This is a genomic window from Proteiniphilum sp. (assembly GCF_034927365.1).
Lineage (GTDB): Bacteria > Bacteroidota > Bacteroidia > Bacteroidales > Dysgonomonadaceae > Proteiniphilum.
On record NZ_JAYFQD010000007.1, the window covers coordinates 18267 to 36190 of the forward strand.

17 protein-coding genes and 1 tRNA gene are annotated in these 17924 nt (G+C 42.1%); 11 read left to right on the forward strand and 7 right to left on the reverse strand.

All coding sequences use genetic code 11. From position 1 onward, the window contains the following. Window positions 1-54: 54 nt before the first annotated feature. The 8 genes from VB073_RS03665 (at window position 55) to VB073_RS03700 (ending at window position 7174) form a co-directional block, all read left to right on the forward strand. Complete coding sequence (locus VB073_RS03665; protein WP_323402795.1) at window positions 55-1233, forward strand: TolC family protein; 1179 nt, start codon at window positions 55-57, stop codon at window positions 1231-1233. A gap of 158 nt (window positions 1234-1391) precedes the next feature. After that, window positions 1392-1676, forward strand: a complete 285-nt coding sequence (locus VB073_RS03670) for an addiction module antidote protein (protein WP_323402796.1) — start codon at window positions 1392-1394, stop codon at window positions 1674-1676. Window positions 1677-1774: 98 nt separating this feature from the next. Then, window positions 1775-3166 carry a DUF4932 domain-containing protein gene (locus VB073_RS03675; RefSeq protein ID WP_323402797.1) on the forward strand — a complete coding sequence of 464 codons (1392 nt, stop codon included), beginning with the start codon at window positions 1775-1777 and terminating at the stop codon, window positions 3164-3166. Between the two features lie 82 nt (window positions 3167-3248). Then, a complete protein-coding gene (locus VB073_RS03680) occupies window positions 3249-3812 on the forward strand; it encodes a pentapeptide repeat-containing protein (RefSeq protein ID WP_323402798.1) in 564 nt (187 codons plus the stop codon). 137 nt (window positions 3813-3949) lie between these two features. Continuing rightward, complete coding sequence (locus tag VB073_RS03685) at window positions 3950-4783, forward strand: hypothetical protein (RefSeq protein ID WP_323402799.1); 834 nt, start codon at window positions 3950-3952, stop codon at window positions 4781-4783. An 88-nt stretch (window positions 4784-4871) separates the two neighbouring features. Then, a complete protein-coding gene (locus VB073_RS03690) occupies window positions 4872-5246 on the forward strand; it encodes a DUF3127 domain-containing protein (protein ID WP_323402800.1) in 375 nt (124 codons plus the stop codon). 163 nt (window positions 5247-5409) lie between these two features. Beyond that, window positions 5410-6534 carry a hypothetical protein gene (locus tag VB073_RS03695; RefSeq protein ID WP_323402801.1) on the forward strand — a complete coding sequence of 375 codons (1125 nt, stop codon included), beginning with the start codon at window positions 5410-5412 and terminating at the stop codon, window positions 6532-6534. 370 nt (window positions 6535-6904) lie between these two features. Beyond that, complete coding sequence (locus VB073_RS03700; protein WP_323402802.1) at window positions 6905-7174, forward strand: hypothetical protein; 270 nt, start codon at window positions 6905-6907, stop codon at window positions 7172-7174. A 154-nt stretch (window positions 7175-7328) separates the two neighbouring features. On the opposite strand, the gene VB073_RS03705 is transcribed toward VB073_RS03700, so the two are convergent. From VB073_RS03705 to VB073_RS03725, 5 genes are all read right to left on the reverse strand, one after another. After that, entirely contained in the window at window positions 7329-7883 is a 555-nt protein-coding gene (locus VB073_RS03705; RefSeq protein WP_323402803.1) for a cyclophilin-like fold protein, read from the reverse strand. Between the two features lie 4 nt (window positions 7884-7887). After that, entirely contained in the window at window positions 7888-8952 is a 1065-nt protein-coding gene (locus VB073_RS03710; RefSeq protein WP_323402804.1) for an alpha/beta hydrolase, read from the reverse strand. Between the two features lie 58 nt (window positions 8953-9010). Continuing rightward, entirely contained in the window at window positions 9011-9199 is a 189-nt protein-coding gene (locus tag VB073_RS03715) for a hypothetical protein (protein ID WP_323402805.1), read from the reverse strand. 178 nt (window positions 9200-9377) lie between these two features. Continuing rightward, window positions 9378-10205, reverse strand: coding sequence for an AraC family transcriptional regulator (locus VB073_RS03720; RefSeq protein ID WP_323402806.1), 828 nt, complete (start codon window positions 10203-10205; stop codon window positions 9378-9380). Window positions 10206-10442: 237 nt separating this feature from the next. Further along, the gene (locus VB073_RS03725; protein WP_323402807.1) at window positions 10443-11306 is read right to left on the reverse strand and encodes an AraC family transcriptional regulator; all 864 of its coding nucleotides are present in this window, start codon (window positions 11304-11306) and stop codon (window positions 10443-10445) included. 145 nt (window positions 11307-11451) lie between these two features. Here VB073_RS03725 and VB073_RS03730 point away from each other — a divergent pair, with 145 nt between their 5' ends. Beyond that, window positions 11452-12831 (forward strand): DUF1080 domain-containing protein, encoded by a 1380-nt coding sequence (locus tag VB073_RS03730; RefSeq protein ID WP_323402808.1) that lies wholly within the window; start codon window positions 11452-11454, stop codon window positions 12829-12831. A 185-nt stretch (window positions 12832-13016) separates the two neighbouring features. Here the strand turns inward: VB073_RS03730 and VB073_RS03735 are convergent. Together VB073_RS03735 and VB073_RS03740 are read right to left on the reverse strand one after the other, a co-directional pair. Further along, window positions 13017-13103: transfer RNA gene (locus VB073_RS03735), tRNA-Ser, on the reverse strand. Window positions 13104-13225: 122 nt separating this feature from the next. Beyond that, window positions 13226-15292 (reverse strand): hypothetical protein, encoded by a 2067-nt coding sequence (locus VB073_RS03740; RefSeq protein WP_323402809.1) that lies wholly within the window; start codon window positions 15290-15292, stop codon window positions 13226-13228. Window positions 15293-15458: 166 nt separating this feature from the next. On the opposite strand from VB073_RS03740, the gene VB073_RS03745 reads away from it, so the two are divergent. Then, on the forward strand, window positions 15459-16415 hold the full coding sequence (locus VB073_RS03745) for an SMP-30/gluconolactonase/LRE family protein (RefSeq protein ID WP_323402810.1): 957 nt from the start codon (window positions 15459-15461) through the stop codon (window positions 16413-16415). 76 nt (window positions 16416-16491) lie between these two features. After that, window positions 16492-17862: a dipeptidase gene (locus VB073_RS03750; RefSeq protein WP_323402811.1), complete on the forward strand. Its 1371-nt coding sequence runs from the start codon at window positions 16492-16494 to the stop codon at window positions 17860-17862. Window positions 17863-17924 lie beyond the last annotated feature (62 nt).

A 17924-nucleotide genomic window follows, 5' to 3' on the forward strand; every position in this document is an offset into this window, starting at 1 on the left:
AGCAACGGAACACCTGACGAAAATTAAATAAGATAGGCAACAAATAAAATTCAGATGAAAGCAAACATAATAACCCTATTGATATTTTTTGTGAGCATTGGCTTGAATGCGCAGACAAGTATCAATTCCGTATTGGCTTCTATTGAGGAGCACAATACCACATTAAAATCGCTTCGGGAAGGTGCCGAAGCGCAGAAATTGGAGAACAAAACGGATATCTATCTCGAAAATCCTGAAGTCGGGTTCAACTACCTATGGGGGAGTCCCACGGCAATTGGCAACCGTACCGATTTCAGCGTGATGCAATCATTCGATATGGCGACCATCACCGGCACGAAAAGCAAGGCAGCCGACAAACAGAATGTGCTGGTCGACTGGCAATACAAAGCCGACCGGATGAATATCCTGCTGGAAGCGAAACAGTACTGCATCGACCTGATTTACTACAATGCACTGAGAAAGGAACTCGACCTGCGCCTACAGCACGCCAGAACGATTGCCGCCGGTTACGAAGGCCGTCTCAATTCAGGCGATGTAAGTCGGCTGGAATACAACAAGGTGCAACTCAACCTTTCTACGGTTCAAGGGGAGATATCCCGTGTTGATGTGGAACGTAATGCGTTGCTGGAACAACTCAAACGGCTGAACGGAGGAAAAGATATTCTGTTCGAAGATAACCGGTACGATGAAGTGTTGCTTCCACCCCATTTCGATGCTTGGTTCGAACAGGCATCACAGAAGAACCCTGTCTTGGCTTATGCCAGGCAGGAGATAGAGGTAAGCAAACAGCAAGTCACCCTCAGCAGGATGAAGTCATTACCCTCCCTCTCTGCCGGATATATGAGCGAGAAGGTGGTGGGAGAGCAATTTCAGGGCGTTTCAGTCGGTATCTCCATCCCATTATGGGAAAACAAGAACCGTGTAAAGCAGGCCAAAGCATCGGTCAGAGCCGCCGAATCACGGGCAGTGGACAGTCGCTTGCAGTTCTACAACCAACTGCAACTGCTCTACAACCGCACTGCCGGTCTGAAAGTAGCGACCGAAAAATACCAGCAATCGTTGGAAATGGCCAATAACACCGAACTGTTGAAGAAAGCCCTCGATGCCGGAGAGATATCGCTATTGGAATATATGGTCGAGATGGGGTTGTACTACGACATCATCAATCAGGTATTAGGAACCGAAAGGGATTTTCAGAAAGCTTTTGCGGAATTATCTGCAGTGGAACTTTGATTTTCGACGAAGATATCACTTTGGATACACACATATATTCTGTTTGCAGTAGTTGAAGACTTAGAAACAAAAACAGTCGAAAAAATGCATCTGAATTAAAATTGTTTTCTTATTTTTGTATCCGAATGGATACAATTCAGAAAAAAATGTACTTTGTTATGAAAACTTCAAAATTCGAAATAGCAGACTATCTGGACAGCAATGAGATGATTGCCGAATATCTTAATACTGTTTTAGAAAAAGGCAATAATGCTGATATGATTAACGCAATCGGTCATATAGCAAAAGCAATCGGTATGACCAAAATAGCAGAAGAAACAGGATTGAGCAGACCCAGTCTGTATAAAGCATTGTCTGAAGGGTCAAAACCCCAATTTGAAACCATTATGAAAGTTTTGAAGGCGATTGGCGGTCAAATCAGGATAAATCCAATATCGGCTTAAAATATACAAGGGAATACAAACCAATCGAATGCAGGATACTTTGATATACGATAAGACCTTTGTTCGCAGTCAGCTTAAAAAGACATAAATCGATGAATATGAGGACAATAATATTATTTACATGTATTATTTTAAGCTTGCAAAGCTATGCCGGTGAAAAACTATTTATTGAATCTCCAAAAGTCGATAAAAGAGTGGAGTTGCTAAGCATTGTTTTTCGATTAGCGGAGAATAAAGAATACAATGCAACTATCTTTAAAAAATACACCGATAGGGTAGAAAAACATTTTAATGCATATAAAAATCATGAATTAATAAAGTTCGCAAAGACATTAAAAGAAAATAAAGGGATCTCGTATGATGCTGTGGTAAGTATGGCAGTTGTGCTTGATGACAATCTGAATTCTATGATTGATTTTTCAACTACTCTCCCTGAAAAAAGATGGAATAGAGATGATGCAAATAAATTCATCCAATTGCTAAAGGAATTTTATAAGGACGCTGAGTGTGAAAGGTTCTTCAGAGAAAATGAGGCATTTTTTCTGGAGGTTTCTAATCGATTTAGTCCGATTTATAAAACCATAGACTTGAATTGGTTTCAATCGTTTTATAATAAAAAGGTAGAAGAAAACTTCAATATTATAATAGGTCCAGGTTGTGGCAGGCAGAATTATGGATCATCTTACACACTTCCGAATGCAAAAAAAGAAATGTTTGCCATTATGGGAATATGGAAAGTAGATAAATCCGGAATGCCCATTTATGAAAAGGATGCATATTTACCAACCATTATACACGAATTTAATCATTCATTTATAAATCCACTTTTAGCAGAAAACGAGGAAGCATTTGAGGAAAATGGGAAAGAAATATACAAAGCTGTAGAATACGAGATGAGCCAGCAAGCCTACGGAAATTGGCAAACAATGCTTAATGAAGCGCTGGTAAGGGCATCGGTAATAAAATATTTTATTGACCATGGTGTTAACGAAACGGAAATTCAAATGATGCTAAACAAAGAGATAAATAATGGCTTTATTTGGATTAAAGGACTTGTCGATGAACTGACGAAATACGATAATCAAAGAGATATATACCCGACACTTGAAAGCTATATGCCTGTCCTTTCAAATGCCTATAAAATATTTGCTGAAAAAATAAGTCAATTTGATGTTCTAAGACCTAAAGTCAAATCAATAGCAGAGTTTATAAACAACGATAAAAGTGTAAGTCCTCAAATAAAAACTATAACGATAAATTTTGACAGACCATTAGCGGGTAAAGGCTATTCAGTAAATTATGGCAGTAAAGGACAATCTGCCTTTCCAAAACTTGACAACATTTATTACACAAATGATAATAAATCAGTTATAATGGAAGTTCAGTTGACAGCGGATACAGAATATCAATTTGTATTAACTGGTACAAACTTCAAAACAGAACAAGGTATCCCATTAAAAACGTATGAGGTCAACTTTAAGACTAAATAAAAACCGAACAGCTAATATTTTGGAACATACAGTTTTGCAACTTACTACATAACAACAACCACTCCAAATACAAAACAATCGAATGCAGGAAACTTTTACATACGATAAGACCATTGACAAAAATGACTTACTCACAAAAGGGGAATATGAGAACTGCATTTTCAATAATTGCAATCTTGCCGATAGTGACCTTTCTGAATTCAAGTTTATAGACTGCACGTTCAATGGTTGCAATTTGAGTCTGGCAAAGCTTGACAAGACAGTATTCAGAGACGTGAATTTCAAAGAGTGCAAAATGATAGGGCTTCATTTCGACGCTTGTAACGAATTCGGTCTTTCCTTTTCGTTCGACGGTTGTCAACTGAACCTATCTTCATTCTACAAATTGAAAATCAAAAAGACCATCTTCAAAAACTCGCAATTGCAAGAGGCCGACTTTACAGAAACCGATCTGACAAATGCACTGTTCGAGAACTGCAACTTTGCTCAAGCCATTTTTGATCATACCATACTCGAAAAGGTGGACTTCAGGACATCTTTCAATTATTCCATCGACCCTGAAATCAATCGGATCAAAAAGGCAAAGTTCTCCATTCCTAGTGTTTTAGGTCTTCTGGATAAATACGACATCGATATTGAAAAATGATCTGGAAATATTTGTGCAACTCTACCCCTAATTATGAAAATAGGAGTAACTTTGCCAATGCAGTTTTGTACAAGTCATATTGTATGAAGCGATAGCACTATGGGATTACACTTTAAAACCCTTAAAAACCTATTGTAATGAAACCAACAATCATAACAAAGATTTTATCAATGCTGGTTTTGACAGTTGTTCTAATTTCCTGCGATGATAAAAATGACGGCAAAGAACTCTATGAGCTAACATTCGAGAAAGGATCTTATGAAGTGCAACTGAAAAGGAAAACTCCTATCATGATCAGAGGTGGCAACCGAGATTATTCCTTATCAGTCCAAGACCCCGAAATCTTGGATGCAGATGTGGACCTGAGCAGTCTTATCGGTATGGGCGACATCCTTGTAACAGGAAAAAAGAAAGGCGAAACTATCTTATCGGTAACGGATAATCTCTCCCACGAAACCGTAAAATTAAAAATAAAAGTCATTGAAAAGTATTTAAACCTCAAAGTAGTAGGGGGTAATCATCCGGCTTTGGTAAAAGATATTTTAATCTTCCTGATAAACGATGAAGAGCGTAGCTGTTATTTTATATCGGGTGGTGAAAATAACCCACGCAATATCATAACTAAAGGGAAATATGAATTCACGGCAGAACCAAAAGAGAATGGAGCTACACCTTATCTGACATTGACTTATGCATCGGACGAAAAAGGACATTTCACCGATGCTGCTAAAACAGACGTATCTATCGCTCCTACTTCTCACAAATTAGATATTTCGGGAAATCCGTCATACGCTTATGAGTACCTAGCCTTCTTATTTGATATCGATTGGGAAAAACTTATTCAAAAGCCGTCAGAAAAAGCATTACGGGAGACTGGTTCAAGAATACTCAATATGAAAGAAGTAGAGACTGAAAAAGAAATCTATACCTATTTTTGGAATGAGAGGATACCGGAAGGGATTTTGGAATAATTTGGCAATTCCCCTTTTTCATGCTAATTTCGCAAGCCAAAACGGTTCCGTCGGACAACGACCGTAATTCATAATCAAAGATAAAATAATGCAACTGACAGCAAAACTAATTCAAGTTCAGCCACTTCAATCCGGTACCGGACGAAACGGGGAGTGGAGAAAACAGGATATTATCGTAGAGACACAAGACCAATATCCCAAGAAGGTATGTGTATCGTTATGGGGAACGAAATTTCAAAATGTGCCCCTCAACGCAGGTGAAATGTACACTATTGATTTCGATGTGGAAAGCAGGGAGTTCAACGGAAGATGGTATACCGACGTGAAAGCCTGGAAGATGGAAATACAAAGTGCACAAAAAACTGGTCCCGCTCCCGTCCCAAGTAACGACTATGATGAGGTACCACCACCTGAAAACCCTTTCAGTGGAACCAATGAGGATATTGACGACCTACCGTTCTAAAAATGCGGGCGATTTGTGTTCAATTTCGACATTCGACGCTTTATATTTTGCAGCAATCTGCCGCCATTTTGAGACAGCCGTTACGAATAATATTGTACCTTTATGGCTGTAATCGAATGGGTCTCAAATAGTAGACTTTTTCGAGAAATTAAAGAATACAACAATGAGTACAAACTTTAATCTTACACTAATCTTGTTCGGTTTATTTCTTACCAGTTGCAACAACAATAATACAATCGATGTGAATTATCTGAAAGAAGGATTGCTGTGTACGGAAACCATCCCTCTTGATTTTATAGATGAAAACGGAGAAATAGTGTCGGAATATATTGATTCTGTTAAGTTCTCTTATTTGGACTCTCTTGCATATATCGAGAATAATCCTGACGAACAAAAGATTTATTCTACTCCCATTGCACTTGATTTCACGAAAAAGATTAAGCCCTATTCTCCAGAATATTATATGGCATACACAGCTTTCAATGTCGCAAAGGTAATCGAATATTATAATCAGTTATTTGATAATAAGATTGATTTTAACTCACAGGAAGAGTATAAAAAGATCGAAGTGACAATAGGTGATGTTCCATATTTAACAAGTCCCAATAATTTCATTTTTGAGGAAAATTCTAATCCGTCTCCCTCTTTATTTTTCCACGAGATTGGGCATCGGGCATTTTGGTATATTGAAGGAGAATTAGGCATAAAATTTAAGGGGCAGAGCTATATACATGCTGGATTACTCGAATATTTTACGGTATCATTGAACAACTCTGCTTTGGTCGGAGAAGATTTTCTGCCTGTGAAAATACTTAGAAATGCAGCTTGGATATATGGCTATCCACCACATGATTCATTGTCACTAAAAGGTCTATTGGAGGGAATAGCTGCATCTTATCCTCAAAAAACACAAGACCCTCAAAGCAATGTTTCCAAGTTCTGTCATGCGTATATGACTACTTATAGAGATTATCTCGACATACTTGACAATCACCGAGGGGGAATGATAATTACTTCTACCCTATGGCGTATCCGTGAGCAATTGAACCAAGAAAAAACAGATAGATTGGTTGCCGAAACTATTTTAGATTTGAATAAATTCATGGATATGCGCAGTGAATTTTATACAACTAACAAGGACGAGAAACTTCATGATAAAATTGAATGGTACGACCTATATTATGGGCTAATCCAAAAGGATAAGGAACTAAATGAGGGCAAAGGATTTGATATTATAAAAAAAGAATTTGCCCGAATCGGATTTCCGATAAAATGTGTAAATCTATAAACGCACAAAATATGAAGAAAAAGAATTCAATAAAGTTCATTAGAGAGTATCTGCGTGAAGTCTCTCCATTGTAGTAATAGGTATTGCCATTACCTTTGGTATAAACAGTTGGATTAACAATAGGGACATCAAGAAGGAGTACCTGCAGTATCTAAATACGCTAAAGTTGGAGTTGAGGAAAAATGTAGAGATAATTGAAAGTGAAATCAACCTATTAGACAAATCCGCAAGTTATTCACGGTACGTTTTATCCCATAACAGAGAGACCTTGAACAGCTATACTATACAAGAATATCAATACGCAATTACTCAAATCAGAGATACTAAATTAAAATACAATGCTTTTGAGATGTTTAAATCTTCGGGGAGCATGCGTTTGATAAGTGACAAGGATTTACAGCTCTCCATCTGGGACGTATATGACCAAATAGAGGGATTTCAGGATGAGTTCCGAGCATATTATCAGAGTAAAAATGATATGATTAGTCAAGAAGTGCTATCGAAACAAGGCAAAAAAGATATCTCCCCTGCAATGTATGATTTTCTTGCAACCGGATACCCGATTAACTTGCAAAAAAGAGGGAAAGAGAAACTAATGGAACTAAAAGGAGAAGTTTCCAAGTTAGAGAAAGCATTGTAATGAAGAGAAGATAATCCAATATTCACCATTTCTTAAAACGGCAAAGAGGGTAATCTGCTCGAACGTGTAAGGAACGGACAAATTCTCTCATGCATCGGCCCTTACGTAAAGACACTTCCTCCGATATTTTTAGCTCATCTGTCAAATAGAATTCCTACTCAAGTGCGAAAGTGACGGTCACGTTTCCCCCTCCCAATGCGGAAGCCAGACTGGTTGTATCATTCACGGAGCCCAATCGGGTGTAGTTGTACGGTGTTGAGAAGGTTTTATAGAACAGCACCAATGTTTTTGAGCCGTACAACATCAAGTCGCCATTTTTTATTGTGCCCGGATTGGAGGAGTTTGTGGGGAGGCTTTTCGGCAGGTCGAAGTACTTCTCGTTTCCATTCAACTCAATCATATTGATGGTTAGGGGCAACATCTCCTTGAATGTTTTTGCGGAATTATTGTCCAAAAGAGTGGCCGTAAAGGTTTTGGAATTGACCGTTATCTTGATTTTTGCATGGGTGTTGGGGGTATCGGGGTTGCCGGGCGTACCTGGGTTATCAGGATTGCCGGAGCTACCGGGATTACCCGGGGTGCCAGGATTACCAGGCGTTCCTGGGATATTATTCTCCGTGTCGACTTTATCCTCTTCCCTATTACAGGAGAATGCGCTACTGATAAAAATAGCCATAAGCGCCAGAATAATGAAAAATGGTCGTTTCATACTGTTATTGTAGATTTTCATTAAAGAACGTTTCAAGCTTGTCGAACGGAATCATATCGACCTTATCATACAAATCGACGTGAACACCGCTAGGGATAATCATCAATTCTTTGGGTTCGGCAGCGTCTTTGTAGATATCCTCACTGAAATAACGGGAATGCGCATTCTCACCCGCAATTAAAAGCATCGGTCTCGGCGAAATCTCCTTGAGGTAAGCCAAGATTGGCATATTCATAAATGATAGGGCATTGGTAGCAGTCCATGCACCGACAGAATTCAGGGAACGTTCATGGAATCCTCTCGGAGTACGGTAATAATCGAAGTAATCCTTTACAAATTGTGGCTCGTTACCCTCCAGTTTCTCGACATTCAACCTTGATCCCAATGCGAATGTACCTGTTTCTGCATCTTTCCACCGCTGTTCTCCCAATTGCTCCAACGTATGTGTGCGCTGTTCCGATGTTATAGTATCATTATAGCCTTTCGACATGACCCTCGTCATATCATACATACTTGTGGTGGCCACCGCTTTTACCCGTTTGTCGACAGCGGTAGCATTCAGTGCAAAACCTCCGAAACCGCAAATACCGATGATACCTATTTTGTTTCGGTCGATGTTCTTCTGGATACCCAGAAAATCAACCGCTGCACTGAAGTCTTCGGTATTAATATCCGGCGATGCAACGCCACGAGGCTCACCTCCACTTTCACCGGTGTAGGACGGATCAAAAGCCAATGTAGCAAATCCACGTTCTGCCATTTGGTTGGCGTACAATCCCGACGATTGTTCCTTCACTGCTCCAAACGGACCACTGATGGTCAATGCGGGCAAAGGCCTGTTGTCGTGATTCTTTGGCTTGTACAGATCGCCTGTGAGTATAATGCCATAACGGTTTATAAAAGTCACTTTCTGACGTGTCACCTTATCGCTTAACTCAAAAGTATAGTATTCCGTTTTTGCTGTATCGTTCATATTCTCTGAATTTTCGTTGTTCTTATTTGATGGCTGGTTGCAGGATTGCCCTATGAACATCAGGGTTGCTACTGCAAGAAGTGATAATCTTTTCATTTTACTGTTATTTTTTAATTAGTTTGCTAAAGCCGGTTGTTTAAGTCGCTTTCGCTCCTCAGTTTTTAATTCCGGATTCGGTAAAACAGTCAATTTGTGCCTCCCTTACACAAGGCGTTTGATAATTTTCGCCGGAATTCCTCCTACCACCGTTATACGATGCCTCATGCATTCTGTATGCTTGCGGGTCGTCGGGAGAAATGGTTTCTCCGTTTCGTAACCGTTTAAAAATATCTGTTATCTGCATTGTTCTATTATTCACAATGCAAAATTAAAAACAAAGCCCCACAACAACTTTGCTGTGAGGCTCAATTTATTTTGCTATAAGGCTCAATAACTGTAATATTTTTTACTCTTTTACTAATTTATGTGACTGATCATAAACTGTTACATTGTACCGGATTCCTTTCGTCAATATTTCATAATCACACTTCTGTCGGAGGCACTCCATATTGCCTTTTAAACGCCGTAGAGAAATGGGAAAGATTCTTGAATCCCACTTTAGTACAGACTTCCTGTACTTTTTTCTTCTCTTCTTTCAGCTTTACATAAGCCATCTCCAGCCGTTTTTTGATCAGCCATTTCTGCGGAGTAAGGTTGCTGATCTTCTTGAAATCTCTCTTGAAAGTCGCCAGACTACGTCCGGTCAATGACGCAATTTGCTCCATGGAGAAATCCTCGTGGTAGTTCTCGTTCAGAAATTCCAGAAGGTCGATCTTCCATGGTTCGGCAAAATCAAAGAGTATCGGGTAGAGTGATTCATTGTTACTCAACAAGGCATGGATTCCCTCCAATAATTTTAAATGGACAACGGCTTCAGAGGGCTTTACATTACTATCGAAATAAGGAGTAAGCGACTGGAACAGGCTTTCTATCGCAGGGGTTGGCTTTAATTTGAAGACGCTTTTATCGGAGATTTTCAGATCCTTCGGAATTTCGGATTTATCCATCTTACTATAAAAATCACGCAACACATTACGTTGAAATACAAGCGAGATACCTTTGTATACCTCTTTTCCTTTGCCGTTCTTATACATAGTTAACCGATGGTCACGCCTGACAAACGCACACTCTCCGGCTTTTATGGTTATCTTTTTATTCCTGTCGGTGATGACCTGCTCGCCAGAGTACAGGTACACCAAAACATGTTCGGGTTTGGAGTGGACGCAATGTGTTCCGGTTTCGGAAGCACATGAGAGGAAAATCCCCGAATAACTGATGGTTTGTAATGAATCATCCTGTTGCTCTACCATAATTTCTAATGTTGCGTTATTACCGGACAAAGGTAAAAATTTAACTCCTGATTTATTTTGTTCTCAGGCTCATTCGACTTTTCTGTACAGTTCATTAAAACAGTTTCTTCCCTTTCTACATAGATTTCAAGAATCTCTCTTCTTATTGTAAAGCAGGAACAGACAGGCATCCCTCTGAACTTCATGGAAGATGGTATAATAACTAGAACCGAGCAGAAACCAAAGAAATCATGACAATCAACTGAATTGCGCTCTATAGTCCGTCGGCGTAATTTTTTTTAATTTTTTAAAAACCCGGTTGTAATAGGGCACATCCCTGAAGCCGGAAGCAAAACAAATTTCGGAGATTGACTTTTCCGTCTTCAGCAGCATCTGGCAGGATGAATCTATCCGGTATTCAGTGAGATAACCAAAGAATGTCTTGCCGGTCATTTTTTTAAAGAATGCACAGAACGATGATTTCTCCATATTCACAAATCTCGAAACCTCGTCGAGTATGACATCCTGCTGAAAATGATTCATCACATACCAATACACCTGTTGTAGCCTTTTATTGTGTTTGTCCTCCACCACCGGATGCCCAACAATATCGGTATCTTCAGCGGAGGCGATCAATACAAGCAGTCTGATCAATGAAGCTATCTGTTCAATTTTCGTCTCCCTGATCATTGAAATCATGAGTGTCTGCAACTGTTTCAATGCGTCTCCACTAAACGATACGGCATCCTTTTTTTTCTGGATGGCTGAAATAACCGTCGACAATTCAGGAAAGGTTATCACCAAATTATCAAGGAGCAAATCGGAAAAGACGATGGTAATATTCTCTATTTCACCCTGACCATTGGACAGGGATTTACTATACGACCAGGAATGAGGTATGTCAGGCGGAATCAGAATCACTTCCCCTTGCGCAAACGGTTCTATCGTATCGCCAATAATCCTTGTACCTTTCCCGATCATCACATGCGCCAACTCCCATGTCTTTTGTTGATGAAGGGACAGATGTTCATTCCAGACTATACGTACATAGTCAAATGTGAATGATGTCTCCGCTTCATCCGGCATATGACAATATTTGATATTTTTACTATCATTTTCCATATCGAAGTATAAAATACAAATATACAACAATCAAATTACAATATCGAACAATCGAAACCATGGAATTGGACCTACTTTTGTATTGATTCTCTTCAAGAAAAACTTCGGGATAGAGAATGATAAAAAAATAAATAGTTTTAATTGTATGAAGAATATTGTTCTGATTGTACTTATTATCGGGTTGTTGACTACATCATGTAATAGTCCAAAGAGTAAGGATCTTATTAAAAGTATCGACAATGATGAGTGGCTTATCGTCGGAAACATCGATGTGAAGGATGAAATCCTTGTGTTGGATGGCATTACGCGATCCATTATGAAAGATACCAGCTACAAGAATTTTGAGTTGGACATGGAACTGCGGACCCTCTCGGGAGGAAAAGGTTTTGTGGGGATTCACACCGACAACACCGGAAAAGGTCATCGTATCCTTATCAATAACGACAGGGATGACATGGTCTGGTGGAGGATGACCGGTAGTCTGGCTTCCGTCCGTAACCTCACGAAGAGTTTTGTGAAGGATGATGAGTGGTTCAAGATGCGTATCCGGGTGGAAGGGCAGCGCATCACCGTGAAAATAAATGATGAGCTTGTCGTCGACTATATCGAGCCGGCCAATCCCTACAGGAGTGAAATCAATCATCATACTTTGATATCCGAAGGCACTTTGTCGCTGGTATCCACGGGGAACGGATCGATTGAAATCAGTCGGATGTCCATTGCACCCATCAATTCCAGGGATATCAATATGGCAGATCAATTGAGGACTACCGAAAATGAGCAGGAAGACAATATCATCCGGTTGCACCAGGAGGACTTCCCCGTGCTGGATTATCATGTACACCTCAAGGGCGGCCTGACGAAAGAAGCAGCTGCGGAACAATCCCGCAGAACCGGTATAAATTATGCGGTAGCACCCAACTGTGGAATCGGATTTCCGATCACCAACGATGAAGAGATTTTCGCCTATCTCGATTCGATGAGAAGCCAGCCCTACATATTGGCCATGCAGGCAGAGGGACGGGAATGGGTGACCACATTCTCCCAAAAGGCACGTGATGAATTTGATTTTGTCTTTTCGGATGCGCTTACGTTCGACGACCATAAGGGGCGCCGTGTGCACTTATGGGTGAATGAAGAGGTCATCATCGACGACGAGCAGCAATATATGGACATGATTGTCGACAGGACATGCGATGTGTTACAGGAGCCGTTCGATGTTTTCGTCAATCCGTTCTTTCTGCCGGAAGCCTTGTCCGACCGCTACGACCAATTCTGGACAGAAGCACGAATGCACAAGGTGATAGATGCCCTGTCGAAAAGTGGCAAGGCGTTAGAGGTAAACGAACTGTATCAGATTCCGAACAAGACCATGATATTGATGGCGAAAAAAGAAGGTGTCAAGTTCACTTTCGGATCCAACAATATCACACCCGAAGTAAGTGATCTGAGTTACAGCATTCGGATGATGAAGGAATGTGGATTAACCCAGACAGATATGTACAAGCCTAAGATCAAGCTTTGAGCCAAGGCGTGACATCCCCTCTTTTCTATGCTTGAAAGGATACAATCTCCAGAAAAAAGAGGTTCAAAATAAAAAATAAGCCTTTGAGAATTGAATATTTGAAATTATTCTCCGATAGGGGGAGTACGAACAGAAAGAGGGTGGAGTCACAAAAATTATGATCCCACCCTCTTATATATTTTCAGCGGAAAGAAAGGGATTCGAACCCTTGGTACCCGTGAGAGTACAACGGTTTTCGAGACCGCCCCGATCGACCACTCCGGCATCTTTCCTGATCAGGTGCAAAAGTACGCTATTTTCCGGTAAAACAGTGTTAATCGCAAAATAAAATCAGAATATCACTCACTGCAACATGACCTCTGGGAGGATTTTCCCATCCACATTTGCACTCCGGTTATTTCTTTAACGCCTTCAATGCTTCACTGGTTGCGGTGAGCAACGGCTCAATGGAAATCGGTGAACCGACAGCATTCTTCATCCATTGCTGGGGGATAATCCTTCCCTGCGTGTACATCCGATCCATCTCGTCGGCCAGGTTCTTACCCCGCACCTGCTGCTCTATCTGGAAATCGATCAGATGTCCCATCGGATAGTTGGGGAGATAAAGTGGATAGTCGATCATATGCGAGTAGATACCCAACAAGGTCTCGTCATTTCCGCCCAATATTCCAGCGTAATAACTATTCCACACTTCTTTGGCGGCACTGATCACCGCCTGCTTCAACTGCTCCGGCGTAGCATCGGGGTTAGCATACAGCCATTCCCACACCTGTATATCGACCAGCGACACACCCATGATTTCGTAACAGGACCAGAAGTTATCCAATGCCAGCCAATACTCATCTTCATGATTACTCTTTTTCAGTCCCAGTAACTCCAGATCCCTCTTCTGGAAGAGGAATGCCACCGCTTCCGTAAAAGAGGTATTGGGAACGCCGTTCAGCATATAATAATCCATATCGTTCATGGTGATGGTCTGCTCCACATTGTGCCCGAACTCATGGACGGCGATATTATAACCTTTGTAATCCATCCCGTCGGCACCAATACGGGTACGCAGACGTGCCACGTCATTCCGCATTTCAGCTCCCCAGGCATGTCCGGCACCACGGGAAGGGTCCACGGTAACCAGGGCAGTGATTTCCCTTGCTTTGGCGGACTTCCATCCCAACTTTATGAGGATATTGGGAAGATCTTCCTCAAGCGCCTTCGCATCGGGATATTTGCGGGAAGTGATGGCTGTCAGTTCATTTTCTGGGATGCCTCCACCCGACTTGAAACCGTTGTACCAGATATCGAACGGTTCGAGTTTCCGCCCTAGGCGCGATTCGATAAATGCAGCCACTTCTTTCACCTGCGGCGAGGAGAGCAATCCTTTGAATAATTCCTCCACATCCTTCTGAGGGATCTCCATCGTAGCGTCGAATGCACGTACAAGCTGGGTGGGATAATGGGGAGAGTAGGCATCCAGTTGTCGCATCGCCCGGAAATTCTTCAGGAACACCTCGTACCTGCGGGTATCTTCGGGTTTAGCATTCACTGTTCCCCCGGTTTCGTCCAACACTACATTTGTGACTGGATTCCAGGAATAGCTATCGTTATTGATCACTTGAAGAGGGATCGACTGGTCGATAATTCGCTGCATCACTTGATAAATCATCCGTTGTTTCTCCAGCCCTCTATCACGATCGGCATAGTTCGATTTCAGTTCGTCGCGCAACCCCCAGTGAGAGATCAGCTTCATAGCAGCGGGGAATAACTGCTCTCCGTTGTCATTCCGCAGTTTTCCCATATAGATGTTGTAGTCCGAAATATAGGCATCGGCTTCGGTCACCGTTCTGGAGATATCCTGCTGAATGGCCGCAGGGACCCGAGAAATAAATTTATCTCCCATACGCGCATAAGCCCATTCCTTGCGGGACCATCCTGCTCCCAATTCCGTCTTTTCTTCCAGAGAAAAATAGGGAAAGTTCAAGGCGGCAAGAAAAGCGATCTTGTTGGCATACATGTCATCCGTCAGATGGGCGAAAACATCATACCCGCCAAACATCATGTCTACAGGCGTGATCTCGGGACCTTCCAATTGCAGGGGAGCTTTCAGCATCACGTCTATCTTATGGTTATACCCCTGGATCACCTCGAAATTTCGTTCCAGGGTATTGAAAAGTCGGGAAAATTCCGCCGTATCACCCATAAACGAATATTTGCAGAAGGTAGCGAAATCATCCACAGAGCCATCCGTATCCCGCCACAAACCGGCCACCTGTTGTACGCCCCGCTCGATACGGAATGCGTGAGACTCTCCAAGAGAATCCTTCAATTGCTTGATTACCTCATCAACCCGTGCACTGGGGATAAAATCTATTGTCTCCATCTCGTTTGTATTGTTTTGACCGGAACTGTTACATGCTGATAGTCCGATAAAAAAGGCAGAAAGGGTAAAGAACAGAAACTTCTTCATGACGCTGTTATCAGTTTAAATACATAAAGATTCTTCACATTGCGCATAATTCACAAAGATATAAAAATCAATTAAAAATCATGTTCGGGATACCCGATGTTACGGATTTTTTTTATAGTTTTACGCCATAACATAAATCGGAAGAAATCATTATACAATAATTCAAATGAGATTAACGAGTACCCTGCTTTTATTTATGGCAACTGTCTCCCTCTTCGGGCAAAAGTCCGGTATTATTACCGGGAATGCAAAGATTCAACAGGTCGGAACGGGATATGCATTCACCGAAGGTCCGGCTGTTTATCCTGACGGCAAGATTTTCTTTACCGACCAGCCCAACGACCGGATTTATGTCTGGGATGAAACCAAAGGAATTGAGTTGTGGTCGGACGATACCGGAAGATCCAACGGGATGTACTTCAATGCTGCCGGCCAGTTAGTCGCCTGTGCCGATCTACAAAATCAACTGGTATATTTCGATAAGAATAAGAAGAGGCAGGTTCTCTTTGAGAATTTTGGGGATAAGCACCTGAATGGCCCCAACGACCTGTGGATCGCTCCCAATGGTGATATCTACTTTACCGATCCCTATTATCACCGGGATTACTGGAAAGAGGGTCACTCCGAACAACAGGATGTACGTGGTGTATATCATCTTTCCCGCGAAGGAGTTGTAACACGTGTGATCGATGATTACAAGCAACCCAACGGGATTATTGGGACAGAAGACGGCAAAACACTGTATGTAGCCGACATAAACGATCAGAAAATATGGAAATATGAGATCCAGTCAGACGGAACTCTTACCGGAAAAATATTTTTTGCTCCCAAAGGATCCGACGGTATGACCATTGATAACCGTGGAAACGTCTACCTCACCATGGGCAAGGTGTGGGTCTATTCCCCGGACGGGAGCCTGATAGAAGAGATAGAAGTGCCCGAAAGCCCGTCCAATGTCTGCTTCGGCGGGAAAGACCGGGATATACTGTTCATCACAGCCCGCACTTCGGTCTACACCCTAAAAATGAATGTAAGGGGTGTAATGAATGCGAAGAGTACGAAGGGTGCAAAAGGTGTAAAGAGTGTAAAGAGTGCGAAGGGCGTAAAAGGTACAAAGAATTAACGGCTGTAAAGTAACGGCTTCATTTTTTCAGACAATCAACAAGATTATTATTATCCAACTATAAAAATAAAAGAACATGAACGAAATCAGCAAGTATGTAGAAGCACACAAGCAACGGTTTTTGGATGAGTTATTCGAACTGATCCGCATCCCGTCCATCTCATCCATCCCTGCGCACAAACCCGATATGTACCGTGCGGCGGAAAAATGGAAAGAAATATTGCTGGCGGCCGGTGCCGACAAGGCAGAAGTGATGGAGACCAACGGGAATCCGGTGACCTATGGAGAAAAGATTATCGACAAGAAAGCGCCGACCGTATTGGTCTACGGCCATATGGATGTGATGCCGGTCGATCCGCTCGACCAATGGAAGACAGAACCTTTCGAACCGGTCATAAAAGATGGCAAGATATGGGCACGTGGTGCTGACGACGACAAGGGTCAGTCGTTCATGCACGCCAAAGCATTCGAGTACCTGGTACAATCGGGCAAACTGGGTTGCAACGTGAAATTCCTGATAGAAGGGGAAGAAGAAGTGGGATCGCCCAATCTTCCGAAGTTCTGCAAAAAATACAAGAAGATGCTGCAAGCCGATGTAATCGTAGTTTCGGACACTTCGATGATCGCCCGTGATGTACCCTCCATCACTACCGGGTTGCGTGGTCTTGCCTACTGGCAGGTGGAAGTGACGGGACCTGCGGCCGATCTCCATTCGGGATTGTTCGGTGGAGCAGTAGCCAATCCGATCAACGTGCTCTCGAAGATGATCGCCCAGACCATGGATGATGAAGGGAGAATCCTCATCCCCGGTTTTTATAATGACGTAGCGGAAGTCTCCAAAAAAGAACGTGCGATGATGGGCAAAGCCCCTTTCTCCCTCCAGGAGTACAAACAATCTGTCGGCGTGAAGGAACTGTCCGGTGAAAAAGGATATACCACCAACGAACGGACCGGTATCCGTCCTACCTTCGACGTATGCGGTATCTGGGGCGGTTACACCGGTGAAGGAGCTAAAACCGTACTGCCCTCCAAGGCGTATGCCAAGATCAGCACCCGTCTGGTACCCAACCAGGACCACAAAAAAATTGAGAAGCTGTTTGTCAAATACTTCGAGTCCATCGCCCCGAAATCGGTCAGTGTGAAGGTGGAATACCTGCATGGCGGTCCTTCCTACGTCTGCCCGATCGATCTTCCTGCCTACAAAGCCGCAGAGAAAGCATTAAAGGAGGTGTATGGGAAAGATCCCGTACCAGTACGTTCCGGAGGAAGTATCCCCATTATCGCCACATTTGAAGAAATACTGGGCGTGAAGTCGGTACTGATGGGATTCGGTCTGGGATCGGATGCCATTCACTCTCCCAACGAAAATTTCCCGCTGGAGCAGTTCTATAACGGTATCAGGACCCTGCCGTTATTTTATCAATATTTTTGTGAACTAAAAAAGTGAAGAAGAACCAAGCATTCCAGAACGTTTTTATCCGTTCAAAAATTGCGTTGAAACATTTTGTT

What these genes read in the sequence shown, in the direction of transcription:
- VB073_RS03665 (WP_323402795.1), top strand. Translation starts at nt 55, where the DNA reads ATGAAAGCAAACATAATAACCCTATTGATATTTTTTGTGAGCATTGGC.
- VB073_RS03670 (WP_323402796.1), top strand. Translation starts at nt 1,392, where the DNA reads ATGAAAACTTCAAAATTCGAAATAGCAGACTATCTGGACAGCAATGAG.
- VB073_RS03675 (WP_323402797.1), top strand. Translation starts at nt 1,775, where the DNA reads ATGAGGACAATAATATTATTTACATGTATTATTTTAAGCTTGCAAAGC.
- VB073_RS03680 (WP_323402798.1), top strand. Translation starts at nt 3,249, where the DNA reads ATGCAGGAAACTTTTACATACGATAAGACCATTGACAAAAATGACTTA.
- VB073_RS03685 (WP_323402799.1), top strand. Translation starts at nt 3,950, where the DNA reads ATGAAACCAACAATCATAACAAAGATTTTATCAATGCTGGTTTTGACA.
- VB073_RS03690 (WP_323402800.1), top strand. Translation starts at nt 4,872, where the DNA reads ATGCAACTGACAGCAAAACTAATTCAAGTTCAGCCACTTCAATCCGGT.
- VB073_RS03695 (WP_323402801.1), top strand. Translation starts at nt 5,410, where the DNA reads ATGAGTACAAACTTTAATCTTACACTAATCTTGTTCGGTTTATTTCTT.
- VB073_RS03700 (WP_323402802.1), top strand. Translation starts at nt 6,905, where the DNA reads ATGCGTTTGATAAGTGACAAGGATTTACAGCTCTCCATCTGGGACGTA.
- VB073_RS03705 (WP_323402803.1), bottom strand. Translation starts at nt 7,883, where the DNA reads ATGAAACGACCATTTTTCATTATTCTGGCGCTTATGGCTATTTTTATC.
- VB073_RS03710 (WP_323402804.1), bottom strand. Translation starts at nt 8,952, where the DNA reads ATGAAAAGATTATCACTTCTTGCAGTAGCAACCCTGATGTTCATAGGG.
- VB073_RS03715 (WP_323402805.1), bottom strand. Translation starts at nt 9,199, where the DNA reads ATGCAGATAACAGATATTTTTAAACGGTTACGAAACGGAGAAACCATT.
- VB073_RS03720 (WP_323402806.1), bottom strand. Translation starts at nt 10,205, where the DNA reads ATGGTAGAGCAACAGGATGATTCATTACAAACCATCAGTTATTCGGGG.
- VB073_RS03725 (WP_323402807.1), bottom strand. Translation starts at nt 11,306, where the DNA reads ATGGAAAATGATAGTAAAAATATCAAATATTGTCATATGCCGGATGAA.
- VB073_RS03730 (WP_323402808.1), top strand. Translation starts at nt 11,452, where the DNA reads ATGAAGAATATTGTTCTGATTGTACTTATTATCGGGTTGTTGACTACA.
- VB073_RS03740 (WP_323402809.1), bottom strand. Translation starts at nt 15,292, where the DNA reads ATGAAGAAGTTTCTGTTCTTTACCCTTTCTGCCTTTTTTATCGGACTA.
- VB073_RS03745 (WP_323402810.1), top strand. Translation starts at nt 15,459, where the DNA reads ATGAGATTAACGAGTACCCTGCTTTTATTTATGGCAACTGTCTCCCTC.
- VB073_RS03750 (WP_323402811.1), top strand. Translation starts at nt 16,492, where the DNA reads ATGAACGAAATCAGCAAGTATGTAGAAGCACACAAGCAACGGTTTTTG.